The organism is Xanthomonas sp. DAR 34887, assembly GCF_041245805.1.
In the GTDB taxonomy this organism is placed as follows: domain Bacteria; phylum Pseudomonadota; class Gammaproteobacteria; order Xanthomonadales; family Xanthomonadaceae; genus Xanthomonas_A; species Xanthomonas_A tesorieronis.
On sequence record NZ_CP162490.1, the window covers coordinates 3,496,467 to 3,523,168 of the forward strand.

Here is a 26,702-nt window from a genome sequence, read left to right on the forward strand (position 1 = left end):
CGGCGAACATCGCGCAACGGGCACGTCGGGTCGTGTTCCCTGGATGTCGCTTGGCCGCGGGATGAAACGTCTTGCCGCGTTGCGTCGTGGGAGGGATGCTGGACGCGGGGGCATAAAGTGCACGTGAGCCGAAACGGCCGCGTCCTCACGCGACGCTGGCAGGCATGAACAGGCATTCATCGCCGGCGCCATGGCCTGCGTGGCGATATTTTCGCCAGGCCATGCGTGTGCCCGGCACGACGGCACGCCCCGGTGCAGTCATCCATCTGCCTGCCCGCACGTATCCACGATCGCTGTGGATGAATACGCGGCGCCCGCCGGCCGCCAGGCACGGCACCGGGTGGGCCGCGATGGCTGCGTTCCGAGGCGCGTGCACCGCTCCGGCAAAGGGCTATATTTGCCGAAAGAGCCTCCCATCCGGGATTCCCACGAGGTGCGCCATGTTCGGCTGGACCGCATTCGCCCTGGTCGCCGCGACGGCGATCGCGCCGCCCCCCGCACCGCCGTCGCCACCCGCGCCACCTGTGCCGCTCGTCCCCGAAGAGATCATGCGCGTCCCGCCCGCGCTGCATGCGCTGGTGCAGCAGCGCGTCGACCGCCACGGCCCGCCCGAGCAGCGCCTGCAGCAGTTGGTGCGGCTGGCCTTCGACGTGGACGGCCTGGATCTGCAGTACGACGCCAAGGCCACCAACAGCGTCGCCGAGAGCTATGCCACCCGGCGCGTCAACTGCCTGTCCTTCACCCTGCTGTTCGTGGCCCTGGCGCGCGACGCCGGGGTGGATGCGCAGGTGCAGGAAGTGGGCCGCGTCCTGAGTTGGTACGAGGACGGCAACGCGCTGTACAACGCCGGCCACGTCAACGTCCTGGCGCGCATCGACGGCAGTCGCCGCAGCGTGGACCTGGACCGCAGCGTGCTGATGGACCGGCGCGGCCCGCAGCCGATCTCCGACCGCCGCGCACTGGCGCACTACTACAACAACCGCGGCGCCGAGCTGATGGCCAACGGCGACCTGCCCGCCGCGCAGCAGCACCTGGAGATGGCGCTGCGGATGGACCGCGACTTCGCCGCCGCCTGGAACAACCTCGGCGTGCTGGCGCTGCGCCAGGGCCATGCGCAGACTGCCGCGAACAACTACGCGACCGCACTGTCGATCGATCCCGGCCACGTGTCCGCGCTGTCCAACGCCGCCATGCTGTACCGGCACCTGGGCGACAGCCGGCGCGAGGCGGCGATGCTGGCTCGGCTGCAGCGCGTGCAGCTGACCGACCCGTTCCACCAGTATCTACTCGGCAACGAGGCGGAACGGCGCCAGGACTATGCTGCGGCGATCGGCTACTACCGGCATGCGCTGCGCCTGTACGACAACGCGCACCTGCTGTATTTCGCCCTGGCCCGCGTCTACCTGCTCAACGGCGATCCGCGCCGCGCCAACTGGGCGCTGCAGCAGGCCGTGGAGCACGCCGACAAGACCGCGCAGCCGCGCTACCAGGCCAAACTGGAGGCGTTGCGGCGGTTGACCCACAACGCCCAGGCGCAGCGCTGAGCCGCCGCGGGCGCCGATCGGGCCGGGCGCGTGGCATCGGCGTGCGCCTGCGTGCGTCCGCGCGCACGACGGTACGTCGCGTGCCCGACCTGGCGCGATCGCAGCAGGCCCGATGCCGCGCGGCTCAGCAGGCTTGCGCCAGGCGCCGCGTGCGGCGCGCGTCGTGGCGCGCCCACAGGTACACCAGCAGCCCGCCCAGCGCCGCCGCGGCGCCGACGTAGCCGGTCGAGGTCCAGCCCAGCCCGGCGCTGATCGCGATCCCGCCCATCCACGGCCCCAGCGCATTGGCCAGGTTGAAGGCGGCATGGTTGGATGCCGCGGCCAGGGTCTGCGCTTCGCTGGCCACGTCCATCAGCCGGGTCTGCAGCACCGGTGCCAGCGCGCCCATGCTGCCGACCGCGACCACCGCCGGCAGCACCGCCCACGGCGAATGCGCGGCCAGCGGCCAGGCCAGCAGCACCGCCATCGACCACAGCAGCACCAGCGGCACCGCACGGAACTGCAGCCGGTCGAACAGCCAGCCGCCGGCGAGATTGCCGAGCAGGCCGCCAAAGCCGAACGCGCCCATCGCCACCGGAATCCAGCGCTCGGACACGCCGGTGACCTGGGTCAGGGTCGGCGCCATGTAGCTGAACACGCAGAACATGCCGGCGAAGCCGACCGAGCCGATGCCCAGCGCCAGCCACACCTGCGCACGGTTGAACGCGCGCAGTTCGCGCAGCGGCTGCTGCCGCGGCTCCTGCGGATCGGCAGGCAGCAGGCGCACGACCAGCACCACGGTCAGCACCGCGATCGCCGCCACCAGCGCGTACGCGTAGCGCCACTGCGCCACCTGGCCCATCCAGGTCGCCAACGGATTGCCGACCAGCACCGCCAGATTGAGACCCAGCAGCACCCGGCTCACCGCCGCGCCGCGCTGGTCGGGGCGGCTGATCGACGCGGCGACCAGGGTGGCCACGCCGAAATAGGCGCCATGCGGCAGCCCGGCGATGAACCGCACCAGCAGCATGCTGTGGTAGTCCGGCGCCAGCGCACTGGCCAGATTGCCGACCGCGTAGAAGCCCATCAGCGCCAGCAGCAGCGTGCGCCGCGGCCAGCGCGCGCCGACGATCGCCAGCAGCGGCGCGCCGACCACCACGCCCAGCGCATAGGCGCTGATCAGGTGCCCGACCTGCGGCTCGTCGATCGCCAGCCCGCGCGCGATGTACGGCATCAGGCCCATCGTGGAGAACTCGCTGGTGCCGATCGCGAAGCCGCCCATCGCCAGCGCGAACAGGATCAGCACGTAGCCGCGGCGCGACAGCGGCGCCTGGGGAGTGACGGGAGTGGACATGCCCGATCCTGCTCAAACGGGGGGCTGCGCATTATTGTGCATTGCAACACGAGAATGAAGCCACGCTCGTGCAACGCCGCGTTGCAAGCCGTCTGCGCTGGCGATGGAACGGCCGAGACACGCCCGGACTCGGTGTCGGCCTGGCCTCGCCCTGTTCGCGATGGAACTGCGACTCCGCTGCGGCGGACATTCGCGTGCATCGCGGCGGCGCTGTCGGGTGCGTGCGAGGACTTCCTTTACCCGCCTGCGCGCCGACTTCGACGATCGAAGATGCGGGTTGCGGTGAGCGTGCCAGTGCGGCCAATGTGAACGTCGAAGATCACCGGGCCTGATTGCTGCAAGGTGTCCGCATGGTACCCACGCGTCGCGAGTGGACGTCGTATGCCAGCACCGCACCGCATCGCGACCGGCCACCAGCAGCCGCTGCGCGGCGCAAGGTCGAGGCGCCTACGCGCTGCGTCGGCCAGTCACGTCAGTAGCGTCGTCGATCCTCTTCGGATCGCACTTCATGACCCGCATCGCGCCCTGCGGCGCCGTCGCGCCGTCGCGGCGACGCGTCGACACGCAACCCGCGTCCCGACTAAGGCACCAACCTGCCCTGCAACAGCACCATGCACGCATCCAGATGCGCCGCGACCGACCCCTCCGGCAGCGGCGCGGTCACGCCCAGCGCCATCTGCCGCAACGGCTCGGCCACCGCCATGGCCAGGATCAGCGTCGCCAGCATGGCCGGGTCGCCGTCGCGCAACAGCCCGCGCCGCTGCTGCCGCGACAGCCAGTCCGCGAGCAGCGCGCGGCCGCGCTCGATGCCGTTGGCCTGGTAGCTGCCGAGCAGTTCCGGCTTGCCTGGAAAGTCGGTGGTCAGCAGGCGGAACAACTTCACCGCCGGCTCCGACAGGACCTGATCGCACAGCGATTGCAGGATGGCCCGCAGCAACGGCGACAGCTCGCTGCGGTCGCCGGCGTCGCGCTGCATCGGCACGGCGATACCGTCGCTCCAGGCACGCACCGCCAGCCCGACCAGCGCCTCGCGGTTGGCGGCATGGCGATAGACCGTCTTCTTGGCCACGCCCGCCCGCGCGGCCACCGCCTCCATCGTGGTGGCCTCGTATCCGTGCTCGAGCAACAGCTGCATCGCATGCTGCAGCAAGCGCGCGCGGACTTCGGCTTCGGGCTGCGCGGGCCGTCCGCGCGGACGCTTTGCAGACGTGGGGGAATCGGTCATGGACAAGGACGTGGCGACATCGGCGGCCATGGTAACGCATCGCGATATTTGAGAAACGATGTGCGTTTCTATATTATCCGGACTCCATCCCCACGCAGGAGTTGCACCGATGACGGCTTCCTCCATGGCCTCGCCCTGGCTGGACCACCATGCGCTGCTGAATCCGGCACCGCTGCCTCTGGAAATGGGCCTGCAGCGCCGCGACGACGGCACCTTGCTGGTGGCGGTGCGCACCGACCTGCACGGCTGCAAGGGCCGCATGCTGGACTGGTGGTTCACCTTCTTCGAGACCACCCAGCACATCAAGTGGTGGCATCCGCGCGACCATGTCGCGCATCACGGCTGGGACGCGCACTGGCGCAAGGGCCACAGCTATCACGGCGCCAGCATCAGCGCGGTGGAGGCGCTGGCGGACATTCCGCCCGTGGCCGCGCGATTGAAATTCCACGATCCGCAGGATGTCTTCGACCGCCAACGGCTGCAGCAGGCGCTGGCCGACCAGCACGTCGCCGCGATCGTCGCCGCCCGGGTCGGCTTCGGCGACCACGTGCAGTGCGATGCCGACGGCGATCCCACCGATGGCGAAATGCTCCACGTCGCCCGCGACACGCCGTTCGGCTGCGTGCTGCGCAGCCGCTTCGTGCTCGGCCGCGGCAGCGACGACCCGCACCGCGACGCCAGCGACGCGGTCGGCCTGGGCCTGATGCAGCACTGCTACACAGAGTTCACCTTCCTCGCGCGCTTCCTGCCGTCGCTGTACTACGGCGAGCGCGCCAACGGGGAAGCGGTACCGCTGCCGTGGTGACCTGCTGACGCACTGACGCGCAACCGCTCGCCGATGGCGACGGCGGCGCTGCGCGGATGCCGGACGTCATCGACTGGCCAGGGCATCGTTTCCTCGCGGTGCCGCCACCGGATCACCGCGCGCTACGACGACGGGCATGCGCCGACGCGGCAATGCGGAGAACGCACTGTCCCGCCGGCGCGGCGAACTGGAGTGCATCCACGGATTTAAGCGGCGCGCTGGCGTCCCCATGAAGCGGTAACGGACGCGCTGCGCCCGCCCCTTCCTCTTCAGACTTCTTCCATGACCTCGTCCGATATCTCCTTGTTTTCCCCGCTGCGCCTGGGCGCGATCGAACTGGCCAACCGCATCGTGATGGCGCCGTTGACCCGCAACCGTGCCGAAGGCACAGGCCGCATCCCCTCGCCGCTGGCGCCCGAGTACTACGGCCAGCGCGCCAGCGCCGGGTTGATCGTCGCCGAGGCCACCCAGATCAGCCCGATGGGCCAGGGCTACATGGATACGCCCGGGATCTACAGCGAGGCGCAGATCGCGGCCTGGAAGAAGGTCACCGCCGAAGTGCACCGCCGCGGCGGCAAGATCGTGCTGCAGCTGTGGCACGTCGGCCGCATCTCCCACGTCAGCCTGCTGCCGGACGGCGCCGCGCCGGTGGCGCCGAGCGCGCTGCGCGCCAACGCCAAGACCTACACCGCCGCAGGCTTCAGCGACGTCTCCGAACCGCGCGCGCTGCGCCTGGACGAGATTCCGGCGCTGATCGAGGACTTCCGCCACGCCGCACGCAATGCCATCGCCGCCGGTTTCGACGGCGTGGAAGTGCATGCCGCCAACGGCTACCTGATCGACCAGTTCCTGCGCGACGGCAGCAACCATCGCGACGACGCCTACGGCGGCAGCATCGAGAACCGGACCCGGCTGCTGTTCGAGGTGGTGCAGGCGGTGGCGCAGGAAATCGGCGCCGAGCGCACCGGCGTGCGCCTGTCGCCGGTGACCCCGGCCAACGACGCGCACGACAGCGATCCGCAGCCGCTGTTCGAGCGTGCGGTGGAACGCCTGGACCCGCTGGGCCTGGCCTTCCTGCACGTGATCGAGGGCGCCACCGGCGGCCCGCGCGACAACATCGCCTTCGACTACGCCGCGCTGCGCGCCAAGTTCCGCGGCCCGTGGCTGGTCAACAACGGCTACGACAAGGCCCTGGCCGAGCAGGTGGTCGGCTCCGGCGCCGCCGATGCGGTCGCGTTCGGGCGCCCGTTCATCGCCAACCCGGACCTGGTGGAACGGCTGCGCCGCGATGCGCCGCTCAACCCGCTGGATGCGGACACGCTCTACGGCGGCGGCGCCAAGGGCTACATCGACTACCCGACGCTGGACTGAGGCGCCAGGCGTGCCGCGGCGGCACCCACGCGCCGCCGCTGCATCTCAGGGCGTGGCCGCGGCGTGCGGCGGCGCGTCCGCTGCCAGATGCGCCTGCAGGAAGCCGGCCACGCCGCTCCACAGCGCGGCGCGGTGATCGACGTCGGCGAAGCCATGTCCTTCGCCCTCAAAGGTCAGGCCCACCGGCGGGTTGCCGGCCATGTCCAGCATCCGCAGCATGCGCCGGGTGTGTTCGTAGTCCACGCGCCGGTCCTCCAGGCCGTGCGCCAGCAGCACCGGCACCTTGATCGCGTCGTAGCGGTACAGCGGCGAGGTGCTGGTCATCTGCTCCAGCTGCGTATTCGGATCGCCCAGCCGGCGCTCCAGATTGGCGCGGCCTTCGGCGGAGCGTGCGCCGTCGCTGGCGGTATAGAACAGGATCCGGTCGGCGACCCCGGCGATCGACGCCACGCAGCGGAAACGCTCCGGCCAACGCATCGCCATCACCAGTGCCGAGTAACCGCCGTAACTGGCGCCGAGCACGCACATGCGCTGCGCATCCAGCGGATAGCGCGCCAGCGCCTGCACGATCGCCGCATCGATGTCGTCTTCGATCAGCGTGCCGAAGCTGCCGCGCCCGGCTTCGCGGAACGCGCGCCCATAGCCGTCGGAGCCGCGGAAATTGACCCGCAGCACCGCATAGCCCAGCGAGGCGAGGAACTGGGTGTCCGGATCGAAGCCCAGCGAATCGGCCACGCCGATCGGCCCGCCATGCGGGAACACCACCAGCGGCTTGCGCCCGCCGCCCGGCGGCAAGGTCAGGAACGCTTCCAGCGGCAACCCGTCGCTGCCCTTGAACTTGATCACTTCGCTGGGCGCGAAGCGCATGCCATGCAGCCAGGGCATGTCCTCGGCGATCGCGGTGGCCGCACGCTTGTCCAGGTCCAGATGGAACAGCTGCGGCGGCTGGTCGCTGGCGTCGGCCCACAGCACCATCTGCCGTCCATCCACGTTGCGCGCGGCGATCTGCACGTTGCGCTCGGGCAGCGCGGCGCTCAGCGCGCGGCCGAGGCGTTCGTCGGTGCTTTCGAAATAGTGGCTGACCAGGCGCCCGCTCTCGTAGTAGGTGACCCCGATCGGCGTGCGCCGCGGCCCCTGGATCAGATCGACCACATCGACGCCGGGTTGGCTGAACAGCGTGCGCACGATCTTGCGCGCGGCGACGTCGTAGGCGACCAGGTCGCGCTGCGCGCGGCCGTCGTCGGTCACCGCATAGATCTCGCCCGCATCGAAGGACAGGCCGACCGGCTGGAAATCGCGCAGGTCGCTGAGCGTCATCACGTCGCGGTAGGTCGCGCCCATGCCTTCGCGGTACATCAGCACGTAGTCGTCGGCGCGCCGCACCACCGCCAGGCGCAGCCGTCCGTTGCCGTCGGTCAGCCAGCCCACGTCGCGTTCCAGGCCGATGTTCAGCCGTTCCTGGAAACGCGGCCGCCAGCGGTCGATCGCCGCCTGGCTGGACACGTCCAGCAGCTGCACCGAATTGTCGCCGTTGCGCAGCGTGGTGGCGTACAGCACCGTGTTGGGCGTCTGCGGCAAGGCATCGACGATGTAGCCGCCATTGGGCAGGGTCAGCGCGCTCCACTTGCGCGCGCCGTCGGCCGCGGTGTCCACGCGCATGCCGCGCACCACGTCCGGACCATGCGGCACGCGCACGGTGAACAGCAGCGCATCGTTGCCGGCCCACAGCAACTGCTTGATCGGTTCGACGCTGGTGGCCAGCAGGCGCTGCTGGTTGCTGGTCAGATCCAGCAGTTCGATCCGCCATTCGTCCTTGCGCTCGTGCAGTTGCAGCGCCAGCAGGTCGCCGCGCGGATTCAGCTCCAGCGCCTTGACCAGCCCGCCGCGAAACAACGTGGCGGGCGCGATCGGCATTGCGGCCGGCGGCGGCGGCGCGCGCAATGCCACCTTCGCCGCCGGCGAGGCGTTGGGATGCTGGGCCAGCGCCTGGCGGTAGAACTGCGGGAACGGATCGGGATAGTGCCCCGAATAGCCCAGTTCGTAGTGCGCCCACACTGCCGGATGGGTCTGCTGCAGCCAGTCCATCGCCGCCAGCGAACGGTTGACCATGCCCAGGTCGAAATTGAACAGGGACTTGGGCCGGAACAACAGGTCGCCCGGATAGGTGATGCGTCCGGGCTGGATGCGGAAGCGGAACTCGTCACTGTCGCGCATGCTGTAACTGAATTCCGGAAGCAGCGAGATCTTGCGCCAGGCGTAGTTGCCGACCGGCGCGATGTACAGCCGGTAGCTGATCCCCGGCTTGAGCTGGGACATGATGCCGGCGCCGAAGATCTTGCCGTCCTTGTTCAACTCCACGCCGTGGAGTTCGACATCGGTATCCACCGCGACCAGCACCAGGCCCTCGTCGGGCGCCAGTTGCGGCGTCTGCCCGGGTTTGACTTCCTGCATCCGTGCCCATGCCGGCAGCGCCAGCAGGAACAACAGCAACAGCCCTGCCAACCGGCGTCCCACGCGACCGCCGGCCGCCACACCCTGCTTGTCCATGCTCCCCCTGCTCCTTCGTTGGGCGGCGCCCCCCGGCACCCGTCCGCATCATAGCCGCGGCCAGGGCGGCGCGCAGGCCGCGCCAGGACCTCGCGCCAGGATCTAAAGGGTGAGCCGCTCGCCGAGAAAATCGATGAACACGCGCAGTTTCGGCAACATGTGCCGGCCCGACGGCCACAGCAGGTGGAAGGTGCCGATGGAATCGACGTGCTCGTCGAGGACGGTGCGCAAGCTGCCGGCCGCCAGTTCCGCGCGCACCGAATGCTCGGGGAGGAAAGCGATGCCGCAGCCGCGCAGCGCCAGGCTCAGCCGCGTCTCGATGTTGTTGCAGACCATCGAGACCGGCAGTTGCAGGCCCGCCGCCGCGGCGCCCAGCGGCCACGCCTCCAGGCGCCCGCTGCTGCGGAACCGGTAGTGCAGGCACTGGTGCGCGGCCAGGTCCGCCGGACGCTGCGGCGTCCCGTAGCGTTGCAGGTAGTCCGGCGAGGCGACCAGGCAACGCCGGAAGCTGCCCAGCCGCCGCGAGGCCAACCTCGAATCGTCCGGCTCGGCGACGCGCAGTACCGCATCGAAACCTTCCTCGATCACATCCACCAGGCGGTCGTCGAAATCCAGGTCGAGCTGGATCTGCGGGTAGGCGCACATGAAATCGGCCAGCGCCGGCAGCAGCACGTTGTTGTTGTTCATTGGCAGGCTGATCCGCAGCCGCCCTTTCGGCGTCCCGGCGAGGCTGCTCAGTTCACCGCGCGCCGCCTCGGCCTCGGCCAGGATGCGCCGGCAGCGCACCAGGAACAGCTGACCCTCGGCGGTCAGGGTCAGGCTGCGGGTGCTGCGATGGAACAGGCGCACGCCCAGCGACTGCTCCAGCCGCGCCACGCTCTTGGCGACCGCCGACGCGGACACGCCCAGCACCCGCCCGGCCTCGGCGAAACCGCCGCTCTCCACCACCTGTACGAAGCCACGCAGGCCGCCCAGACTGTCCATCGCACCGCCACCATTGCGGACATTCGTGTCCTCGCAGCCAGGAACTCTACCCGTCTTTTTCCGCAATCGGCATGCGTCCACGCTGCACCTCCCTCCTCCACGAGTTGCGCCGATGTCCACGTCCTCCGCCGTCGCCCCCCCTGCCCCGGCCCATGCGCCGGCGCTTTCGCCGCAGCACGCCGCGCCGCTGGATGCCGCGATTGATGCCGCGCTGCGCCAGCAGCGGCTGGTCGGCGCCGTGGTGCTTGTCGCCCACCGCGGCAGCTGCGTCTACCGCCGCGCCGCCGGCTGGGCCGACCGCGAGGCGCAGCGGCCGATGCGCGAGGACACCGTGTTCCGCCTGGCCTCGGTCAGCAAACTGATTGTCGCCACCGCGGCGCTGGCGCTGGTGGCGCAGGGTCGCCTGAATCTGGATGCGCCGATCGCGCGCTGGCTGCCGTGGTTCCGTCCCGCATTGGCCGACGGCCGGGTGCCGGACATCAGCCTGCGCCAATTGCTCAGCCACAGCGCCGGGCTCGGCTACCGCTTCCTGGAACCGGCGGACGGCGCGCATGCGCGTGCCGGCGTCTCCGACGGCATGGACAACAGCGGCCTGAGCCTGGAAGACAACCTGCGCCGCCTCGCCGCAGTGCCGCTGCAGTACGCGCCCGGCAGCGGCTGGGGCTATTCGCTGTCGATCGATGTCGCCGGCGCGGTGCTGCAGGCGGCCAGCGGCCAGTCCTTGCCGGCACTGGTGCGCGAACTGGTCACCGCGCCGCTGGGCATGCATGCCACCGCCTTCCATGCCGAGGACGCGGCAAGCCTGGCCGTACCCTACGTCAACGACGCCCCGGCGCCGCATCGACTGGGCGAAGGCGAAGTCGTCGCGCCGTTCCCCGATGGTGCCGGCATCGTGTTCCATCCCTCGCGCGCGCTGGACCGCGACGCGTTCGCCTCCGCCGGCGCCGGCATGGTCGGCAACGCCGACGACGTGCTGCGCCTGCTGGAGACGTTGCGCGGCGGCGGCGCGCCGCTGCTGCCGGCCGCACTGGTAGCCGAGATGGGCCGCGCACAGGCCGGCGACTTCGGCCCGCCGGACGGACCCGGCTGGGGCTACGGCCTGGGCTTTGCGGTGCTCCGCGATCCCGCGCCGACCGCGACCCCGGAAGCGCCCGGCACCTGGCGCTGGGGCGGCGCCTACGGGCACGCATGGTTCGTCGATCCGGCGCGGCAACTGAGCGTGGTGGCGTTGACCAACACCTTGTACGAAGGCATGTCCGGTGCGTTCGTGGTCGAGTTGCGCGACGCGGTCTATGCCAGCCTGCGCGGGGTACCGGCATGAGCGGCGACTGCCTCGCGCCGTGCCCGGCCGCATCCGCTGCGATCGCGCCGCCGGCAACCCGGCGCCTGCCCTGGAGCGGCCTGCTCGCGCTGGCCTGCGCCGGCTTCGTCACCATTCTCACCGAAGCGTTGCCGGCCGGCCTGCTGCCGCAGATGGCGGCCGGGCTGGGCGTCGGCGAAGCCTGGGTCGGCCAACTGGTCAGCGTCTACGCGCTCGGCTCGCTGCTGGCGGCGGTCCCGCTCACGGCCGCCACCCGGCGCTACCGCCGGCGCCCGTTGCTGCTGCTCGCCATCGCCGGCTTCGCGCTGGCCAACACGGTCACCGCGGTATCGGCCAGCTATCCGTTGACCCTGGCCGCGCGACTGCTCGCCGGCGTCAGCGCCGGGCTGCTGTGGGCGCTGCTGGCCGGCTATGCGAGCCGGATGGTGGCGCCGGCGCAGCAGGGCCGCGCGATCGCGGTGGCGATGCTCGGCACGCCGCTGGCGCTGGCGCTGGGCGTGCCGGCCGGCACCCTGCTCGGGCAGCAGTGGGGCTGGCGCTGGACGTTCGGCGCGATGTCGCTGCTGGGCCTGGGCCTGCTCGGCTGGGCCCGCGCCGCGCTGCCCGACTTGGCCGGCCAGGCGGCGACCGCGGCGCTGCCGCTGCGCCGCGTGCTGCGTCTGCGCGGCATCGCCCAGGTGCTGACGGTGATGCTGCTGTTCGTGCTCGCGCACAACCTGCTCTACACCTATGTGGCGCCGCTGCTCGCGCTGTCGACCGCGGCGGCCGCGCTGGACCGCTACCTGCTGCTGTTCGGCATCGCCTCGCTGCTGGGCATCGCCGCGGTCGGCGTGTGGATCGATCGCTGGATGCGGCCGCTGCTGCTTGCCAGCATCGGCCTATTCGCGCTCGCCGTGCTGGCGATGGCGCTGTGGCCGCGCTCGCCGTCGCTGCTGGCCGCGGCGCTGGCGGCCTGGGGCGTGGCGTTCGGCGGCTGCGCCACGCTGTTCCAGACCGCGATCGCGCGCCGTGCCGGCGACGCCGCCGATCTGGCCCAGTCGCTGGTGGTCACCGGCTGGAACCTGGCGATCGCCGGCGCCGGCGTGTTCGGCGGCATGCTGCTGCAGCGTTCCGGCGCCGCCGCGCTGCCGTGGCTGGCGCTGGCGCTGCTGGTGCTGGCGTGGGCGTTTGCGCAGCGCCGGCACGGCTGGGCCGATGCCGGCGATTGAGCGGGCGGCGCGGCCGACGCGGCTGCCGTCCGAGGCGTCGGCGCACGCGCAACGGCCGCCGTGCGCTGCGCGCCGCTCGCCTCTGCATGCAGCGCGCGCGACGGCTGCGGCGCGCTTTTTTGCGCAGCGGCTCAGGCCTTGCGCAGGAAGCAGGTCTTCAGCACCAGGCCCTTGATCTTGTCCGAGTTGCCTTCGATGTGCTCGGCATCGTCCTCGACCAGGCGGATGCCGCGAATCACCGTGCCCTGCTTCAGCGGGATCGACGATCCCTTGACCTTCAGGTCCTTGATCACCACCACGGTGTCGCCGGCCTGCAGCACGTTGCCGTTGCTGTCGCGCACCACCGTCGTCGCGGCAGTGGCGGTGTCCGCCGCCGCCGGCCACTCGTAGCCGCAGTCGGCGCAGATCCACAGCGCCCCGTCGACATAGGTGTTCTGCAGGGTGCATTGCGGGCAGGCGGGTGCGGCGGACATGAGATTCCTTGATACGGCGACGACGGGAGGGCGCCTATTGTAGCCGCCCGCTCCACGCCGCCGCGTGCCGCGACCCCGGCCGCTCTTCCCGCAGGAATCCCATGTCCGCCGCTTCCGGTTCCCGCTTCGCGATCTATGCCGCGCTCGCCGGCAATCTGGCCATCGCCATCGCCAAGTTCGTCGCCGCCGCGTTGTCCGGCAGTTCGGCGATGCTCAGCGAAGGCGTGCATTCGCTGGTCGATACCGTCAACGAACTGTTGCTGCTGTACGGCCTGCGCCGCGCCGCGCGGCCCGCCGATGCCGGCCATCCGTTCGGCTACGGACGCGAGCTGTACTTCTGGAGTTTCATCGTCGCCCTGCTGGTGTTCGCGCTCGGCGCCGGCGTGTCGCTCTACCAGGGCATCGCGCATGTGCGCAATCCGGAGCCGGCCAGCAACCACACCCTCAACTACGTGGTGCTGGGCCTGTCGATGCTGTTCGAGGGCGCCTCGTGGTGGGTGTCGCTGCGCGAGTTCCGTGCGCGCAAGGGCGCCATGGGCTACGTGCAGGCGTTTCGCGAAAGCAAGGACCCGAGCCTGTTCACCGTGCTGCTGGAAGACAGCGCCGCGCTGATCGGCCTGTGCATCGCCCTGCTGGGCCTGCTGGCCGCGCAGTGGCTGCGGATGCCCGAGCTGGACGGCGTGGCTTCGATCGGTATCGCGGCCGTGCTGGCCTGCTCGGCCTTCGTGCTGGCGCGCGAGACCAAGGGCCTGCTGATCGGCGAGCCGGCGGCGCGGCCGCTGAGCGATGCCTTGCGCCGCATCGCCAGCGCCGATCCGGACGTGCGCGCGGTCAACGGCGTGCTGAGCGTGCAGATGGGCCCCGAGCAGGTGGTCGCCGCGCTCAGCGCCGAATTCGAGGACCAGCGCAGCACCGCGCAGATCGAGGCCTGCATCGAGCGCATCGAACGCGCCGCGCGTGCCGAACACCCGGAATTGCAGTCGCTGTTCGTCAAACCGCAAACGCCCGAAGCCTGGCAGGCGCGACGCAGCGCGTTGCGCGCACCGCCACCTGCCTGAACGCGCGGTCCGGCGCGCCGACTTGCGGTCCGCCGCCGCTTTTCGTTAGGGTATCCAGGTAGCACCTCTCATCGCGCTGTGACTGTGCCGGCGTATCCCACTTCCTACTGAATGAGGTTTCCCATGGAGATCGCCAATGGCCTTGTCGCCACCATCCACTACACCCTGACCGACGATGCCGGCGAGGTGATCGATCAATCCTCGCCGGACAATCCGCTGAGCTATCTGCACGGCGCCGGCAACATCGTGCCGGGGCTGGAAAAGGCGCTGACCGGCAAGCGTCCCGGCGAACGCGTGCAGGTCGACGTGATTCCGGCCGAAGGCTACGGCCCGCGCCACGAGCAACTGCAACAGCAGGTGCCGCGCAGCTCGTTCCCGGATGCCGAGGGCCTGCAGCCGGGCATGCAGTTCCAGGCGCAGACCGACCAGGGCCCGCTGCTGGTCACGGTCACCGAGGTCGGCGCGGAGCTGGTGACCATCGACGGCAACCACCCGCTGGCCGGGCAGGTGCTGCACTTCGCGGTGGAAGTGGCCGGCGTGCGCGATGCCACCGAGCAGGAAAAGAACCAGGGCCACGCGGGCGCCGCGCTGTAACCGCTGGCATCCGGCTGTACCCGCACGAGGCCCGCAATCGCGGGCCTCGTGCATTGTGCGGCAACGGCAGCAGCGGCCGGCGCCGGCTTGCGCCGCGCTGCGGCTTGCCGCACAGTGCGCGGCCCCCTGCCCGGCCCCGCAGCGACATGAGACTCGGCATCGATTTCGGTACCAGCAACTCCGCCGCCGCCGCGGTGATCGATGGCCGCGTGGTGCCGATCGGCTTCGGCGACCAGCACCAGTTCCGCACCACGGTGTACTTCCCCGAGGTGATGCGCGACCCCTCCGATTTCGAACTGACCCCAGTGCTGGAGCGGCAGGTGGACGAGCTGATCGAGGCCGGGCGCCGCGATGCGGCGGCGGCCGGCCGCGAGCGCAGCCGCGACGACCTGCGCCGCGACGCGATCCGGGTGGTGCGCCGGCAATGGATGGAGGCGCAGATGCGCGAGCCGCGCAGTTCCGCGGCGCTGCTGCAGAACGCGGTGTACGGCGACGCGGCGCTGGATGCGTATTTCGTCGAAGGCGAAGGCAGCCTGGTGCAGAGTCCCAAATCGATGCTCGGCTACAACCTGCATCCGCGCGCCAAGCAGACCATCACCGGCATCGCCACCCATATCCTCGAGCACATCCGCCTGACCGCCTCGCAGCAACTCGGCCTGCAGGTGCGCAGCGCGCTGCTCGGGCGACCGGTGCAGTTCCGCAGTTCGATCGGCGAGGCCGGCAACGCGCAGGCGCTGCAGATCCTGCACAGCGCCGCGATCGCCGCCGGTTTCGACGACATCGAGTTCCTGGAAGAACCCGCCGCCGCGGCGATGCATTACCACGCCGGCAGCGACGCGCGCCACGAGGCGGTGGTGGTGGATATCGGCGGCGGCACCACCGACATCGCCCACGCCAGCGTCGGCGGCGCCGGCGCGCCGCAGGTGCATCGCGCGTGGGGCATCGCCCGCGGCGGCACCGACATCGACCTGGCGCTGAGCCTTGCCAGCTACATGCCGCTGTTCGGCCGCGGCAGCACGCGCGTGCCGGCGCACCATTACGTCGAAGCGGCGATGGTGCAGGACACCACCCGCCAGCGCGATTTCCGCCAGCACCGCTACGACGAAGTGCCGCACCCGTACGACAGGCGGCTGCAGGCGCTGCAGGACACCGGCAACACCGCGCGCCTGTACCGCGCGGTGGAGCGCAGCAAGATCCGCCTCAGCGACAGCGCGCAGCACGAAGAGGCGCTGGACTACATCGAAGCCGGGCTGCAGGTGCAGGTGCGCGCCGACGAGCTGACCCACGCCGCACGCAGCTATCTGGAAGCGCTGGGCGAACTGCTCGCGCAGGTCCGCAGCGATATCGACGGCGATCCGGCCGCGGTGTTCCTGACCGGCGGCATGTCGCGCGCCGGCTACATCCAGCAGGTGGTCGCCGCCGCGTTCCCGCAGGCGCGCCTGGTGCACGGCGATCCCTCGTTCGGCGTGGTCCAGGGCCTGGCGCTGGCCGCCGCGCAACGCTGACCACGCAGGCAGCGTTGCGTCAACTTCGCCGCCGCGCGCGCCGGCCCGGCCGCGCGTGTGCAAATCGCTAGCGCAGCTTCCGTTCATACGCAAGGGGCGCGACTGGCGTAATATGCGCGGTCACGCTTCAGCGTCACGTTTCTACACGCGTCTCGTCCGGCCGTTTCTGTCGCCCGACTCGCTCCTCTTCTCGCGCCAGCCTCCGTCCCGCTTCGGGCCGGACCCACCGGGAGCGCCTGTGTCCGGCTACACCACCCAGATCACCACGCTCAACCTGGGCGGCCAGGACTATCGCATCCGCTCGCTGCTCGATACCCAACAGTTCTCCGATCCCGACGCGCAGGCCGAAGCGGCTGGCATTTCCTCGGCGCAATGGAGTCTGTTCGGCAACGTGTGGCCGGCCGGACGGCTGCTCGCCGAAGCGATGGCGCTGTACGACTTCGGCGGCAAGCGCATCCTCGAGATCGGCTGCGGCCTCGGCCTGGCCAGCCTGGTGCTGCGCCGCCGCGGCGCCGACATCGTCGCCAGCGACCGGCATCCGCTGACCGAAGTGTTCCTGGCCTACAACGCCGCGCTCAACGATCTGCCCGCGGTGCCGTACCGCCGCCTCGACTGGGACCAACCCAACCCCGAGCTGGGCCGTTTCGACGTGATCATCGGCAGCGACGTGCTGTACGAACACCAGCATCCGGCACTGCTGGCCGAATTGCTGGAGCGGCATGCCACGGCGAGCGCGGAAGTGCTGATCGCCGATCCGGGCCGCGGCAACAGCGCCGCGCTGACCCGCGCGCTGGCCACGCAGGGCTACGCGCTCAGCGAACAGCGCGAAATGCCGCTGGGTCCGGACGATGTGCCGCCCTACCGCGGCCGCGTGCTGCACTTCCGGCGCGACGCCGCGCCTGCCGGCGGCGCCGCTTGAGCGCGCAACCGGCAACGCCGCATGTCCCGGCCGAAACGTCCGTCGCCTGCGATCGCTGCGATGCGATCTGCTGCCGCCTGACCGTGCTGCTGATGCCCGAGGACAAGGTGCCCGAGCACTACACCGAGCATACCGCCGAAGGCCTGCACGTGATGGCCCGCGACGAGGACGGCTGGTGCGTGGCGGTGGACAGCAAGCGCATGTGCTGCTCGATCTACGAACAGCGCCCGGCGATCTGCCGCAAGTTCACGATGGCCGGCCCGTATTGCCGCGACATCCGCCGCATCCACAACGATCAGTTGGCGCGCGGCATTCCCCTGACGATGTACTGATGACTGCAGGAGATTCACCATGGCACGTCCCACCAGCAAGACCCCGCCCCCGACCGCCAAGACCGCACGCAGCAGCGCCGGCGGCGACAAGGCGCAGAAAGGCCTCAGCCGCGAGCGGATCGAGGCCGACATGGCCGCGTTCCGCAAGGCCGGCGGCCGCGTCGAAGTGCTCGGCACCACCCGCGTGCTGAAGAAAGTCGACGAAGCCGAAGCCGGCTGAGCATGCGCGCTGCGGTACCGCCGCAGGCGATGTCGGCGCCGCCTTCACGGCGCCGGACGATAATCCAGGCCCCTTCGGCTGCGGCAGACGCACGGCATGCTCCTGCGATCCCTCTGCGCTGAACTGGGCCAGCCGGCCTGCGGCAATTGCCGCGATGGCGAACCGCTCGACTTCGGCATTCGCATGGCGTTCCAGCCGATCGTCGATGCACGCACGCGCACGGTCTACGCCTACGAAGCGCTGGTTCGCGGCGAGGACGGCGGCGGTGCGGCCGCGGTGCTGGCGCGGGTCGGCCCGCGGCAGCTGTACCGTTTCGACCAGACCTGCCGGGTACAGGCGATCGCCACCGCGGCGCGGCTGGGCCTGCGCACCCGGCTGTCGATCAATTTCATTCCCAATGCGGTCTACGAACCGGCGACCTGCATCCGCCTGACCTTGGCTGCGGCCGAGCGCTACGGCGTGCCGACCGGCGATCTGATCTTCGAGCTGAGCGAGTCCGAGCGCATCCACGACCTGCCCAAGGTGGTGCGGATCCTGCGCGACTACGCGCAGCGCGGTTTCCTGACCGCGATCGACGATTTCGGCGCCGGCCATTCCGGGCTCAACCTGCTCGCCGATTTCCAGCCGCATCTGCTCAAGCTGGACATGGCGCTGATCCGCGACATCGATAGCAGCGCGCCGCGCCGGCACATCGTCGCCGGCATCGCCGGCATGGCGGCGGCGCTGGGCTGCCAGGTGCTTGCCGAGGGCGTGGAAACGCCCGCCGAATACCGCGCGCTGCGCGCGTTGGGCATCGACCTGTACCAGGGTTTCCTGTTCGCGACGCCTGCGCTGGAGGCGCTGCCGGAGATTTCCGCCGAACGCTGGGACAGCCTGGAACACGCTGCCTGAGCGACGCCCGGCAGCGCGCATGCGCTGCAACGCCGGCGTGGCGACGATGGCGCCTGCCACACTTGCCCGATGCGGCGACGATTGCGACCATCGCGCCTCCCCGTCATGCCGAACCCGCCGATGTCCTCGCTCCACACCCTGCTGCCGCCCTCGGTCCACCGCTGGCTGGATCTGATCGTGCCGGGCGCGCAGATCGCGCTGATCGTGCTCGGCGCATGGCTGTTGCGCAGCTTGCTGCGGCGATTGGTGCGGCGACTGAGCGAGCACCACGCCTTGCCGCCCGAACTGACGATGCTGGCGCGCCGCGGCAGCGGCTTCGTGATCTACACCACCGCGCTGCTGCTGATCCTGGACCGGCTCGGCGTGTCCGGCACGGTGCTGTGGACCGCGTTCACCGGTTTCGCGGCGGTGGCGGCGGTGGCGTTCTTCGCGGCCTGGAGCGTGCTGTCGAACATCTTCTGCACGCTGCTGATCTTCGCCACCCGGCCGTTCCGCCTGCACGACCACATCGAACTGCTCGAGAACGGCGAAAAACCCGGGCTCAAGGGCCAGGTGGTGGATATCAACCTGATCTACACCACGCTGCGCGAGGACCGCGGCGACGCGGGCGACAGCGTGCTGCAGATTCCCAACAGCCTGTTCTTCCAGCGCAGCACGCGACGCTGGCGCGGCCACCCGCTGCCGCCGGGGCTGGGTTAGCGCGCAAGCGCACGTCCTAACAAGACACTGATCGCACGCAGGCTATCGTGCCTGGTCCGTGTGCTGCCTCGCGGCGCACGCCCCCTCTTCGACAAGGTGCCCCATGGAACAACCCGTCCACCCGTTCGCCGAGCTGTTCGCCCAGTTGGGCCTGCCCACTAGCGAAACCGAGATCCGCCAGTTCATCGGCCGCCACTCGCCGCTGCCGGACACCATGCGGCTGGAGGAAGCGCCGTTCTGGACACCGGCCCAGGCGCAGCTGCTGCGCGAGGAGCGCATCGACGACGCAGACTGGGCGATGGTGGTCGATCAACTCAACATCGCCCTGCACGCGCGGCCGGTGCCGCCGGTCAGCGACGCCGCCAACGACGACTGAGCGCCCAGGGACGCCATCCATTCCCAAGCGGATCGCACCGCTCCTACACGTCGGATTGAACGAGCGCGTGTCCCCCGCGCGCTGAGACGGCAGCGCGCACACGCAACAGCGGCCCTGCGTGTTGGGCCGGTCAGGCCCCCAGCCGGGCGCGGCTTGACCTGACCGCCAGTCAGGCGCTGCGCCACGCGGCAGCGGCTGGCGACCTGACAGACCCAACGCGACCTACGCGGGAATGGAAGGCGCGCCCTAGCGCAGCTGGCTGTCCTTGCTGCCGCGGCGGTTGTAGCCGCTGTGCTCGTGCTGTTCGTGGTCGTGCACTTCCTGGCAGGCCACGCACAGGCGCACGCCCGGCACCGCCTTGCGCCGTGCCTCGGGAATCGGCGCATCGCAGTCCTCGCACCGCTCCAGGCTCGGCCCCTGCGGCAGCTGGCTGCGCGCACGCTTGATCGCATCTTCGACGGTCGCATCGATCTGGTCCTGCACCGCGCCGTCGTTCGCCCAGCCTGTGGCCATCGCCGTCTCTCCTGTGTCGCCTGTCTTCGATGATGCGGCCGGCGCCAGTCGATTCAATGGCGGGCGCCTTCACATTGCTTGGGTATTCACGCAGGCCCCCTTCCCGCCTCGCGGCGATGCCTAGCGTTGCGCCAGAAACCGCTGCAAGCGCGGCACCACGAAATCCAGGAACAGGCGCACGCGCTGCGGCAGGCGCGGGCCGCCGCGATACAGCGCATGGATCTCCTCGGTATCGCCTTCCACCGCGTCCTGCAGCACTTCCACCAGGCGGCCCGCGGCAAGATCCTCGCGCACGTGATAATCGCCCAGCCGGGCAAGGCCGATGCCGGCGACGGCCATGCGCCGCACCGTTTCGCCATTGTTGGCGAGCAGCGCGCCGTGCACCGTGCGATCGACGATACGGCCGCTGTGCGCGAGCGGCCACACCGGTGCGGCACGGCGGAAATTGAAGCCCAGGCAGCTGTGCCGCGCCAGCGCATCGATGTTGCGTGGCGTGCCGTGACGCGCCAGATACGCAGGCGCAGCGACGATCTTGCGGTGCGCCACGCCGACACGCCGCGCCATCATGCTCGAATCCTGCAGGGCGCCGACGCGGAATGCGACGTCGGTGCGGTCCAGATACAGATCGACCATTTCGTCGGACAACGAAAGATCGACCACGATCTGCGGATGCGCCTGCCAGAATGCCGGCAGCAGCGGTTCCAGGCCGAGAATGCCGAACGCCACCGAGGCATTCACCCGCACGCTGCCGCCGGCGCTGGCCGCGCCACGCCCGAGGTCGCGCTCCACGTCGTCGAGTTCGGCGAGCAGCGACTGGCTGCGCTCGTAGTAGACCTGGCCTTCGGCGGTCAGCGACAGGCGCCGGGTCGAACGCTCCAGCAGGCGCACGCCCAGCCGCGCCTCGATACGGCCGATCAGCTTGCTGACCGTCGACGGGGTCATCCGCAGCAGGCGTGCCGCCGCGGAAAAACTGCCGGCATCCACGACCCGCAGGAACACCTGCATTTCGCCGGCCCGATTGTCCATTGCGCCAACCTGTGAATTCGCTTCACAGATCATAAGCAGGCCTGGCGGATTATCAAACCTGTCGCCGCGGCCTATCTTGGCCCTTCTCAACTGAGCTGCAGACGGTGCCAGAAGCGAGCGAGCAGCCGCGACCACGCCCGGCAGCAGCGCGAATGCCGCACCGGCAGCCGTAGCGCGCCGCACCACAGCCAATTCCGCCGATGCGGCCAGCGCCGCACCGCCCCCATCTCACCGAAGAAGGATCACCTCATGGACCTGCAACTCGACGGCAAGACCGTCCTCGTCACCGGGGCCACCGCCGGCATCGGCCTGGCCATCGCCCGCGCGCTCGCCGCCGAAGGCGCCGCGCTGATCATCTGCGGCCGCAACCAGGCCAATCTGGACGCGGCCGCCGCCAGCATCGGCGGCCGCGTGCGCAGCGTGCTGGCCGACCCGGCGACCGCGCAAGGCGCCGCAGCGCTCACCGCCGCGGTGCCGCAGGTCGATGTGCTGGTCAACAACCTGGGCATCTACGAATCCAAGGAATTCGGCGAGATCAGCGATGCGGACTGGCTGCGCTTCTTCGAAATCAACGTCCTCAGCGGCGCGCGCCTGGCGCGGCATTACCTGCCCGGCATGCTGGCGCGCGACTGGGGCCGGATCATCTTCATCTCCAGCGAAAGCGCGGTGCTGGTGCCGCCCAACATGATCCATTACGGCATGACCAAGACCGCGCAGTTGGCCATCTCGCGTGGCCTGGCGGCGACCACCAAGGGCACCCGCGTCACCGTCAACGCGGTGCTGCCCGGCACCACGCGCTCGGCTGGCATCGAGGACTTCATGCGCAGCGTCGCCAGCGACCCGGACATGCCGCCCGCGGACATGGAGCGCGAGTATTTCGCCAAGGAACGCGGCAGCTCGCTGATCCAGCGCATGATCGAGCCCGAAGAGGTCGCCAGCCTGGTCGCTTACGTGGCGAGCCCGTTGTCGGCCGCGACCAACGGCGCGGCGTTGCGCGTGGACGGCGGCATCACTCCGACCATCGTGTGACGCAGGCGCGGCGCGCGGAGGCTGCGGCCCGAGGTCGCCAATCCGTTCGCAGTGCAGCGTCCACGTCGGCGCGTACAGCGCATTAGGCCTGCCCGGTTGCCTCCTGGCGTCGATCATCGTGGCGCGAGGCGGCCATACCGGGGGGCCGCAGCTGCAGCGTGGCGGGCTGCACCAGCCGCGGGTCAGTCGTGCATCGCGGCCGGAACCTGCCCGTCGTAGCCGCTGTCGCGCAGGATCTGCTCGGGATCGCGCAGTTCCAGCAGCGTGCGCAGCGCCGCGCGCTTGTCCGTCTGGCCCTGGTAATAGGCCAGCAGCACGCGCTGGCCGATCCAGTAGCCCAGCTCCGACGGCCAGCCCGGCGGCGCACTGCCGTTGTTCCAGAACCAGCGCAGCGCGGCCTGCTGGCCTTGCGCATCGGGGTCGGCATGCGCCGGCCAATGCGCGAGCAAGGTCTGCCGATCGGCGCGGAACTGCCGCCACAGCGCGGCTTCCTGCGGCATCGCCCAGGCGTTGTCCGCGCCGCCCGGATCGCCGCCGGTGACCAGCGCAGCGACGAAATTGGCCGCGCCTTCGCGCAGCGCCCATACCAGCAGATCGCGGCGAGCCGGGTCGTCCTCGCTCAGCGCCGGCTGCAGGGCATGCAGGGTTTCGTGCGCGAACAGATGGCGCAGGCGCGCGCGGAACGCCTCGGGCTGGTCGATGCCGGCGCACGCCGCCTCCAGGCCGATCACCTGCGCGCGCGCATCGGCACTGCCGGCGGAATTGCCGGCACCGAACAGCGCCACCACCGGCGGCAGGCGCGCCTGCGGCCACAGCCCGGCGTAGGCCAGGTAGATCGCGCGCAGATCGGCATCGGCACGGCGCGCCTGCGGCAGGCACACCGCGATCGCATGCCGGTACTTGTCCGGATCGGCGGCGACGGCCTGCGCCAGATGCGCCGCGTCGACGATCCGGTCCGGCGTGAACAGCTGCACGCCGATGCCGCCGGGCGCCAGGTAGCCGTGCTGCAACTGGCCCGCGGTGGGCCGACCATGCGCGGCCTCGAACACCTGCACGAAGCGCTCGGCATCGTCGATGCCGACGCGGACGGTGAGCGCATCCACCGGCGCATCGGCAGGCGCGGCGATTGCAGCGCATGCGGCCATTGCCAACGACAGCGCTGCGGCGAAGCGGATGGCGTACGGCGAGAATGAACGTCGATGCGGCATCGGCAGGCACTCCGGTAACGCGATGGCGATGGCGCCGCATGCGATCGCTGCCGGCGCCTAGTGCTATGCAGCCGCCGCGGCGCAGCGGCCGGAAGGCCGCAAGCCGCCGGCTACCAGATCAGGTCGTCCGGCACCTGGAAGCGGCTGTAGTACGCGTCGTCCTCGTCGCCTGCCGCCGACGCGGCCTGCGTGGTGTCGAGCACGATCGCCGCAGGATCCCGGCTGGCGACCTTCTCCACCACCGCGCGCGGGATCGGCACATAGCCCGCGTCCAGCCGCGCGATCACCACCGCACCGCTGATCAGCTGCGCGCGCAAGGCCGCGTCGACCCGCAACCGCTGGATCTTGCCGGCATCGGTGAAGTGGTAGTCGATCTCGCCATCGGCCTTGAGCTTGTTGCTGTCCACGATCTGCCGCGCCTGCGCGCGCTGCTCCTGGGCCCGCGCCTGCGCGTTGCGCTCGGCGGCCAGCGCGCGGTCGCGCTCCACCCGCTCCAGCCGCAGCCGCTCGCTCTCCAGCTGCTCGGCGCTGGGCGGCGGCGGCGCCTTGCCGTGGCGCGCCTTGGCCTGCTCGCGCGCGACCTGCGCCACCTGGTTCTTCTTCACCAGGCCGGCCTTGAGCAGTTGTTCCTGCAAGGGATTGCGCATCGGGAAAATCCAGTCGATCCAAGACGTTGGCCGCCATCTTACCCGTTGCGACCGGCCCTGGCCGCGGCTGCGCGGCGGCGGCCACGGCTCGTGCCGGCGGCGGCCACGGCTCGTGCCGGCGGCCATGCCGCGCTATCGTGGCGCCATGCAAGCGCTGAAATACCTCGTCGGCTACCCGCCGCATGTGCAGGACCAGGTCCGCGAACTGATCGCGCGCGACCGCCTCGGCGAATGGCTGCGCAAGCGCTACGACACGCCCAATCCGGTGCGCAACGACCGCCAGCTGTACGACTACACGCTGGCGTTGAAGGACCGCCACATGCGAAGCTCCGAGCCGCTGCACAAGGTGATCTACGACAACCGGCTGCAGGCGGTGAAGCACGCGCTCGGCACGCACACCAGCATCTCGCGGGTGCAGGGCGGCCGGCTCAAGGCCAGCCGCGAGATCCGCATCGCTGGCGTGTTCCGCGACGCGCCGGCGGCGTTCCTGCAGATGATCGTGGCGCACGAACTGGCGCACCTGAAGGAAAGCGCGCACAACAAGCCGTTCTACCAGCTGTGCACGCACATGGCGCCGGACTACCACCAGCTGGAATTCGATCTGCGCCTGTATCTGACCCAGCTCGATCTTGCCGGGCGCGCGGACAGCTGAGCGGCGCCGCGCATGGCCGCGCGGCGACGGCTGCACGTACACTGCCCTGCCCGATCGCCGAGCCTTTCGATGTCCGCCCCTACCCGCCTCGACAAATACGTGGCCGCCATGCTGCCGTGCTCGCGCAGCGAAGCGCAGCAGTACATCGAGGGCGGCTGGGTCAGCGTGGACGGTGTGGTGGTCGAGGAACCGCAGGCGCCGGTGACCACGCAGCAGGTGACCCTGGCCGCCGACGCGCAACGCGGCGCGATCGAACCGGCCACATTGCTGCTGCACAAGCCGGCCGGACTGGACCTGGACGCCGCGCTGGCCCTGGTCGGGCCGGACACGCGCAGCGCCTTGGACATGGCCAACGTGCGCGTGCTGAAACGCCACTTCCTGCGCCTGAACGCGCCGCTGCCATTGGAAGACGCGGCCAGCGGCCTGCTGGTGCTGAGCCAGGACGGTCGCGTGTTGCGCCGCCTGACCGAGGACGCGCATTCGATCGAACAGGAATTCGTGGTCGAGGTGCGCGGCGAACTGCGACCCTACGGCATGCTGCGGCTGGCGCACGGCCTGGTCTATCGGCAACGCAGCCTGCCGCCGTGCAAGGTCAGCTGGCAGAACGAGGACCGCCTGCGCTTCGCGATCAAGCACGTGCAGCCCGGGCAGCTACAGCACATGTGCGCCGAGGTCGGACTGGAAGCGATCAGCCTGCGGCGCCTGCGCGTGGGCCGCATTCCGTTGGGCAAGCTGGCACCGGGCGAATGGCGCTATCTGCCGGGCGGCGAGCGTTTCTGAGCGGCGGCGGTCGGGAGCGGTGACGCGCCGCCCCACCGCGCGCATCCCTGTCGTCTCGCGCGATGAGCCTGGCGGCACGAAGCCCCCTGCCTTGCGGCCTATTGCAGGCCTCGCTGCGCACGGCAGACACTCGCGAGGCCTGGAAACTGACCCTGCCGACCTTCTATGCCGGCGATCCCGGCTTCGAAACGACGCTGGCCGCGATCGCCGCGGCGGCGGACGCGCTGCGGCACCACACGCCCGCACTGCTGGTCCTGGACCTGCGCGGCAATGGCGGCGGCGCCGCGGCGCCCGGCGATGCGGTGCTGGCCGCGACCTGGGGCGAGCAGATGCTGCGCGCACTGGATCGCCGCCGTGCCAGCGCCTCGCTGTGGCGGGTCTCCGGCCGCAGTCTCGCCCCCGCCGGCACCGCGCCATAGCGCCACGGTGCGGCCCGAGCTGGATCGATCGATCCGGGCGCGCGCCTGCGCCGCAACGCGCTACGGCTGCGCCAGCGCGCGCTCGACCGCCTGCTGCGCCAGCGGCGCCATCACCGCATAGCCAGCGACGGTGGGATGCACGCCGTCGTAGGCCAGCGCCTTGTCCATGCCGCCCTGGCGGTTGCTGAGCTTGCTGTGGTAATCCAGGTACACCGCGCCGTGGCTTTGCGCGTACTGCTCGATCCAGGCGTTGAGCGCGCGGACCTTTTCCGCCGGCTGCAGGCCTGGCCGCCACGGGTACTCGCTGACCGGGAGCACCGAGGCCAGCACCACCTTGATGTGGTTGGCCTGTGCCAACTCGATCATCGAGCGCAGGTTGTCCTCGATCATGTGCTGCGTGGTCAGGCCGGTGTTGCCGGCCAGGTCGTTGGTGCCGGCCAGGATCACCACTGCCGCCGGCTTCAGCTCGATCACGTCCTGGCGAAAACGCACCAGCATCTGCGCGGTGGTCTGCCCGGAGATGCCGCGGTTGACGTAGGGCTTGCCGGGGAAGAACGTGGTGCCCTGCATGCGGCCCCAGGCATCGGTGATCGAATCGCCGTAGAACACCACGCGCTGTTCGCCCGCCGCCGGCGGCGCCAATGCGGCGTTGTCGGCGCGGTAGCGCTCCAGCTGCGCCCAGTCCAGCAGGCGCTTCTGCAGTTCCGCCACCTCCTTGGGCTGCAACGTGTCGGGCGCGCGCGTGTACAGCGCATCCACCTTGCCCTGCAGCGCATCGGCGGCAGGCGCGGCGGTCTGCGCGAACGCGGGATGGGCGAGACTCAGGCACAGCGACAACAGTGCGACGCGCGACAAGGGCTTCACGATCACCTCCACTTCGGGGAAACGCGTCACCCTAATCGAAATCGTGCGCTTGCGCGCGGGTTGGCGGCTTCGGCGGCGTTTGCCGAACGCACGGGGCGGCGTGCACGGGGCATGGTCGATGCGCCGATGTCCGCGTTGTTGCGTACGCGGTTATGCCTG

General features: G+C 70.4%; 28 protein-coding genes. 18 read left to right on the forward strand and 10 right to left on the reverse strand.

Annotated features, from left to right (window positions below; genetic code table 11):
- Window positions 1-548 precede the first annotated feature (548 nt).
- Window positions 549-1,544, forward strand: a complete 996-nt coding sequence (locus AB3X08_RS14680; RefSeq protein WP_369933450.1) for a tetratricopeptide repeat protein — start codon at window positions 549-551, stop codon at window positions 1,542-1,544.
- Window positions 1,545-1,668: 124 nt separating this feature from the next.
- On the opposite strand, the gene AB3X08_RS14685 is transcribed toward AB3X08_RS14680, so the two are convergent.
- The gene (locus AB3X08_RS14685) at window positions 1,669-2,877 is read right to left on the reverse strand and encodes an MFS transporter (protein ID WP_369933452.1); all 1,209 of its coding nucleotides are present in this window, start codon (window positions 2,875-2,877) and stop codon (window positions 1,669-1,671) included.
- Between the two features lie 580 nt (window positions 2,878-3,457).
- Window positions 3,458-4,132, reverse strand: a complete 675-nt coding sequence (locus tag AB3X08_RS14690) for a TetR/AcrR family transcriptional regulator (RefSeq protein WP_369938541.1) — start codon at window positions 4,130-4,132, stop codon at window positions 3,458-3,460.
- Window positions 4,133-4,211: 79 nt separating this feature from the next.
- Between AB3X08_RS14690 and AB3X08_RS14695 the strand changes: the two genes are divergently transcribed.
- Both AB3X08_RS14695 and AB3X08_RS14700 read left to right on the forward strand, forming a co-directional pair.
- Complete coding sequence (locus AB3X08_RS14695; protein ID WP_369933454.1) at window positions 4,212-4,907, forward strand: DAPG hydrolase family protein; 696 nt, start codon at window positions 4,212-4,214, stop codon at window positions 4,905-4,907.
- Window positions 4,908-5,189: 282 nt separating this feature from the next.
- Window positions 5,190-6,278 (forward strand): alkene reductase, encoded by a 1,089-nt coding sequence (locus tag AB3X08_RS14700; protein WP_369933456.1) that lies wholly within the window; start codon window positions 5,190-5,192, stop codon window positions 6,276-6,278.
- Between the two features lie 45 nt (window positions 6,279-6,323).
- Here the strand turns inward: AB3X08_RS14700 and AB3X08_RS14705 are convergent, their stop codons facing one another.
- Complete coding sequence (locus AB3X08_RS14705) at window positions 6,324-8,825, reverse strand: alpha/beta hydrolase family protein (RefSeq protein ID WP_369933457.1); 2,502 nt, start codon at window positions 8,823-8,825, stop codon at window positions 6,324-6,326.
- Window positions 8,826-8,927: 102 nt separating this feature from the next.
- Complete coding sequence (locus AB3X08_RS14710; protein ID WP_369933458.1) at window positions 8,928-9,809, reverse strand: LysR family transcriptional regulator; 882 nt, start codon at window positions 9,807-9,809, stop codon at window positions 8,928-8,930.
- A gap of 112 nt (window positions 9,810-9,921) precedes the next feature.
- On the opposite strand from AB3X08_RS14710, the gene AB3X08_RS14715 reads away from it, so the two are divergent.
- Complete coding sequence (locus AB3X08_RS14715; RefSeq protein ID WP_369933459.1) at window positions 9,922-11,130, forward strand: serine hydrolase domain-containing protein; 1,209 nt, start codon at window positions 9,922-9,924, stop codon at window positions 11,128-11,130.
- On the forward strand, window positions 11,127-12,338 hold the full coding sequence (locus tag AB3X08_RS14720; protein WP_369933460.1) for an MFS transporter: 1,212 nt from the start codon (window positions 11,127-11,129) through the stop codon (window positions 12,336-12,338). Before AB3X08_RS14715 ends, AB3X08_RS14720 begins: the two co-directional genes overlap by 4 nt.
- A 131-nt stretch (window positions 12,339-12,469) precedes the next feature.
- On the opposite strand, the gene AB3X08_RS14725 is transcribed toward AB3X08_RS14720, so the two are convergent.
- Entirely contained in the window at window positions 12,470-12,811 is a 342-nt protein-coding gene (locus AB3X08_RS14725; protein WP_369933461.1) for a zinc ribbon domain-containing protein YjdM, read from the reverse strand.
- Between the two features lie 101 nt (window positions 12,812-12,912).
- On the opposite strand from AB3X08_RS14725, the gene AB3X08_RS14730 reads away from it, so the two are divergent.
- From AB3X08_RS14730 to AB3X08_RS14770, 9 genes are all read left to right on the forward strand, one after another.
- Complete coding sequence (locus AB3X08_RS14730) at window positions 12,913-13,869, forward strand: cation diffusion facilitator family transporter (RefSeq protein WP_369933463.1); 957 nt, start codon at window positions 12,913-12,915, stop codon at window positions 13,867-13,869.
- A gap of 123 nt (window positions 13,870-13,992) precedes the next feature.
- Window positions 13,993-14,463, forward strand: a complete 471-nt coding sequence (locus tag AB3X08_RS14735; protein ID WP_369933465.1) for an FKBP-type peptidyl-prolyl cis-trans isomerase — start codon at window positions 13,993-13,995, stop codon at window positions 14,461-14,463.
- Between the two features lie 146 nt (window positions 14,464-14,609).
- Window positions 14,610-15,968 (forward strand): Hsp70 family protein, encoded by a 1,359-nt coding sequence (locus AB3X08_RS14740; RefSeq protein WP_369933467.1) that lies wholly within the window; start codon window positions 14,610-14,612, stop codon window positions 15,966-15,968.
- A 238-nt stretch (window positions 15,969-16,206) separates the two neighbouring features.
- A complete protein-coding gene (locus AB3X08_RS14745) occupies window positions 16,207-16,887 on the forward strand; it encodes a class I SAM-dependent methyltransferase (RefSeq protein WP_369933469.1) in 681 nt (226 codons plus the stop codon).
- Window positions 16,884-17,219: a YkgJ family cysteine cluster protein gene (locus AB3X08_RS14750; RefSeq protein ID WP_184411346.1), complete on the forward strand. Its 336-nt coding sequence runs from the start codon at window positions 16,884-16,886 to the stop codon at window positions 17,217-17,219. Before AB3X08_RS14745 ends, AB3X08_RS14750 begins: the two co-directional genes overlap by 4 nt.
- Window positions 17,220-17,238: 19 nt before the next feature.
- Complete coding sequence (locus AB3X08_RS14755; protein WP_369933471.1) at window positions 17,239-17,439, forward strand: hypothetical protein; 201 nt, start codon at window positions 17,239-17,241, stop codon at window positions 17,437-17,439.
- 96 nt (window positions 17,440-17,535) lie between these two features.
- The gene (locus tag AB3X08_RS14760) at window positions 17,536-18,330 is read left to right on the forward strand and encodes an EAL domain-containing protein (RefSeq protein WP_369933473.1); all 795 of its coding nucleotides are present in this window, start codon (window positions 17,536-17,538) and stop codon (window positions 18,328-18,330) included.
- Window positions 18,331-18,450: 120 nt separating this feature from the next.
- The gene (locus tag AB3X08_RS14765) at window positions 18,451-19,029 is read left to right on the forward strand and encodes a mechanosensitive ion channel domain-containing protein (RefSeq protein WP_369933475.1); all 579 of its coding nucleotides are present in this window, start codon (window positions 18,451-18,453) and stop codon (window positions 19,027-19,029) included.
- Between the two features lie 103 nt (window positions 19,030-19,132).
- A complete protein-coding gene (locus AB3X08_RS14770) occupies window positions 19,133-19,405 on the forward strand; it encodes a DUF2789 domain-containing protein (protein WP_369933477.1) in 273 nt (90 codons plus the stop codon).
- A gap of 246 nt (window positions 19,406-19,651) precedes the next feature.
- On the opposite strand, the gene AB3X08_RS14775 is transcribed toward AB3X08_RS14770, so the two are convergent.
- Both AB3X08_RS14775 and AB3X08_RS14780 read right to left on the reverse strand, forming a co-directional pair.
- Window positions 19,652-19,918 carry a DksA/TraR family C4-type zinc finger protein gene (locus AB3X08_RS14775; protein ID WP_369933479.1) on the reverse strand — a complete coding sequence of 89 codons (267 nt, stop codon included), beginning with the start codon at window positions 19,916-19,918 and terminating at the stop codon, window positions 19,652-19,654.
- Between the two features lie 120 nt (window positions 19,919-20,038).
- On the reverse strand, window positions 20,039-20,944 hold the full coding sequence (locus tag AB3X08_RS14780) for a LysR family transcriptional regulator (RefSeq protein ID WP_369933481.1): 906 nt from the start codon (window positions 20,942-20,944) through the stop codon (window positions 20,039-20,041).
- A 249-nt stretch (window positions 20,945-21,193) separates the two neighbouring features.
- On the opposite strand from AB3X08_RS14780, the gene AB3X08_RS14785 reads away from it, so the two are divergent.
- A complete protein-coding gene (locus AB3X08_RS14785) occupies window positions 21,194-21,973 on the forward strand; it encodes an SDR family NAD(P)-dependent oxidoreductase (RefSeq protein ID WP_369933483.1) in 780 nt (259 codons plus the stop codon).
- 182 nt (window positions 21,974-22,155) lie between these two features.
- Here AB3X08_RS14785 and AB3X08_RS14790 read toward each other — a convergent pair whose 3' ends face one another.
- Complete coding sequence (locus AB3X08_RS14790) at window positions 22,156-23,181, reverse strand: hypothetical protein (RefSeq protein ID WP_369933485.1); 1,026 nt, start codon at window positions 23,179-23,181, stop codon at window positions 22,156-22,158.
- Between the two features lie 110 nt (window positions 23,182-23,291).
- Window positions 23,292-23,828, reverse strand: a complete 537-nt coding sequence (locus tag AB3X08_RS14795; RefSeq protein ID WP_369933487.1) for a DUF2058 domain-containing protein — start codon at window positions 23,826-23,828, stop codon at window positions 23,292-23,294.
- A gap of 145 nt (window positions 23,829-23,973) precedes the next feature.
- Here AB3X08_RS14795 and AB3X08_RS14800 point away from each other — a divergent pair, with 145 nt between their 5' ends.
- The 3 genes from AB3X08_RS14800 to AB3X08_RS14810 all read left to right on the forward strand — a co-directional run bounded on the left by AB3X08_RS14800 (window position 23,974) and on the right by AB3X08_RS14810 (window position 25,679).
- On the forward strand, window positions 23,974-24,480 hold the full coding sequence (locus tag AB3X08_RS14800) for a YgjP-like metallopeptidase domain-containing protein (protein ID WP_369933489.1): 507 nt from the start codon (window positions 23,974-23,976) through the stop codon (window positions 24,478-24,480).
- A 69-nt stretch (window positions 24,481-24,549) separates the two neighbouring features.
- Complete coding sequence (locus tag AB3X08_RS14805; RefSeq protein ID WP_369933491.1) at window positions 24,550-25,260, forward strand: rRNA pseudouridine synthase; 711 nt, start codon at window positions 24,550-24,552, stop codon at window positions 25,258-25,260.
- 101 nt (window positions 25,261-25,361) lie between these two features.
- A complete protein-coding gene (locus AB3X08_RS14810) occupies window positions 25,362-25,679 on the forward strand; it encodes a hypothetical protein (RefSeq protein WP_369933493.1) in 318 nt (105 codons plus the stop codon).
- A gap of 60 nt (window positions 25,680-25,739) precedes the next feature.
- Here AB3X08_RS14810 and AB3X08_RS14815 read toward each other — a convergent pair whose 3' ends face one another.
- Complete coding sequence (locus AB3X08_RS14815; RefSeq protein WP_369938542.1) at window positions 25,740-26,543, reverse strand: SGNH/GDSL hydrolase family protein; 804 nt, start codon at window positions 26,541-26,543, stop codon at window positions 25,740-25,742.
- Window positions 26,544-26,702: the final 159 nt, after the last annotated feature.

Excerpts from the sequence above, each read along its gene's own strand:
- AB3X08_RS14680 (WP_369933450.1), top strand. The coding sequence starts at position 549 with ATGCGCGTCCCGCCCGCGCTGCATGCGCTGGTGCAGCAGCGCGTCGAC.
- AB3X08_RS14685 (WP_369933452.1), bottom strand. The coding sequence starts at position 2,877 with ATGTCCACTCCCGTCACTCCCCAGGCGCCGCTGTCGCGCCGCGGCTAC.
- AB3X08_RS14690 (WP_369938541.1), bottom strand. The coding sequence starts at position 4,132 with ATGGCCGCCGATGTCGCCACGTCCTTGTCCATGACCGATTCCCCCACG.
- AB3X08_RS14695 (WP_369933454.1), top strand. The coding sequence starts at position 4,212 with ATGACGGCTTCCTCCATGGCCTCGCCCTGGCTGGACCACCATGCGCTG.
- AB3X08_RS14700 (WP_369933456.1), top strand. The coding sequence starts at position 5,190 with ATGACCTCGTCCGATATCTCCTTGTTTTCCCCGCTGCGCCTGGGCGCG.
- AB3X08_RS14705 (WP_369933457.1), bottom strand. The coding sequence starts at position 8,825 with ATGGACAAGCAGGGTGTGGCGGCCGGCGGTCGCGTGGGACGCCGGTTG.
- AB3X08_RS14710 (WP_369933458.1), bottom strand. The coding sequence starts at position 9,809 with ATGGACAGTCTGGGCGGCCTGCGTGGCTTCGTACAGGTGGTGGAGAGC.
- AB3X08_RS14715 (WP_369933459.1), top strand. The coding sequence starts at position 9,922 with ATGTCCACGTCCTCCGCCGTCGCCCCCCCTGCCCCGGCCCATGCGCCG.
- AB3X08_RS14720 (WP_369933460.1), top strand. The coding sequence starts at position 11,127 with ATGAGCGGCGACTGCCTCGCGCCGTGCCCGGCCGCATCCGCTGCGATC.
- AB3X08_RS14725 (WP_369933461.1), bottom strand. The coding sequence starts at position 12,811 with ATGTCCGCCGCACCCGCCTGCCCGCAATGCACCCTGCAGAACACCTAT.
- AB3X08_RS14730 (WP_369933463.1), top strand. The coding sequence starts at position 12,913 with ATGTCCGCCGCTTCCGGTTCCCGCTTCGCGATCTATGCCGCGCTCGCC.
- AB3X08_RS14735 (WP_369933465.1), top strand. The coding sequence starts at position 13,993 with ATGGAGATCGCCAATGGCCTTGTCGCCACCATCCACTACACCCTGACC.
- AB3X08_RS14740 (WP_369933467.1), top strand. The coding sequence starts at position 14,610 with ATGAGACTCGGCATCGATTTCGGTACCAGCAACTCCGCCGCCGCCGCG.
- AB3X08_RS14755 (WP_369933471.1), top strand. The coding sequence starts at position 17,239 with ATGGCACGTCCCACCAGCAAGACCCCGCCCCCGACCGCCAAGACCGCA.
- AB3X08_RS14760 (WP_369933473.1), top strand. The coding sequence starts at position 17,536 with ATGCTCCTGCGATCCCTCTGCGCTGAACTGGGCCAGCCGGCCTGCGGC.
- AB3X08_RS14765 (WP_369933475.1), top strand. The coding sequence starts at position 18,451 with ATGTCCTCGCTCCACACCCTGCTGCCGCCCTCGGTCCACCGCTGGCTG.
- AB3X08_RS14770 (WP_369933477.1), top strand. The coding sequence starts at position 19,133 with ATGGAACAACCCGTCCACCCGTTCGCCGAGCTGTTCGCCCAGTTGGGC.
- AB3X08_RS14775 (WP_369933479.1), bottom strand. The coding sequence starts at position 19,918 with ATGGCCACAGGCTGGGCGAACGACGGCGCGGTGCAGGACCAGATCGAT.
- AB3X08_RS14780 (WP_369933481.1), bottom strand. The coding sequence starts at position 20,944 with ATGGACAATCGGGCCGGCGAAATGCAGGTGTTCCTGCGGGTCGTGGAT.
- AB3X08_RS14785 (WP_369933483.1), top strand. The coding sequence starts at position 21,194 with ATGGACCTGCAACTCGACGGCAAGACCGTCCTCGTCACCGGGGCCACC.
- AB3X08_RS14790 (WP_369933485.1), bottom strand. The coding sequence starts at position 23,181 with ATGCCGCATCGACGTTCATTCTCGCCGTACGCCATCCGCTTCGCCGCA.
- AB3X08_RS14795 (WP_369933487.1), bottom strand. The coding sequence starts at position 23,828 with ATGCGCAATCCCTTGCAGGAACAACTGCTCAAGGCCGGCCTGGTGAAG.
- AB3X08_RS14800 (WP_369933489.1), top strand. The coding sequence starts at position 23,974 with ATGCAAGCGCTGAAATACCTCGTCGGCTACCCGCCGCATGTGCAGGAC.
- AB3X08_RS14805 (WP_369933491.1), top strand. The coding sequence starts at position 24,550 with ATGTCCGCCCCTACCCGCCTCGACAAATACGTGGCCGCCATGCTGCCG.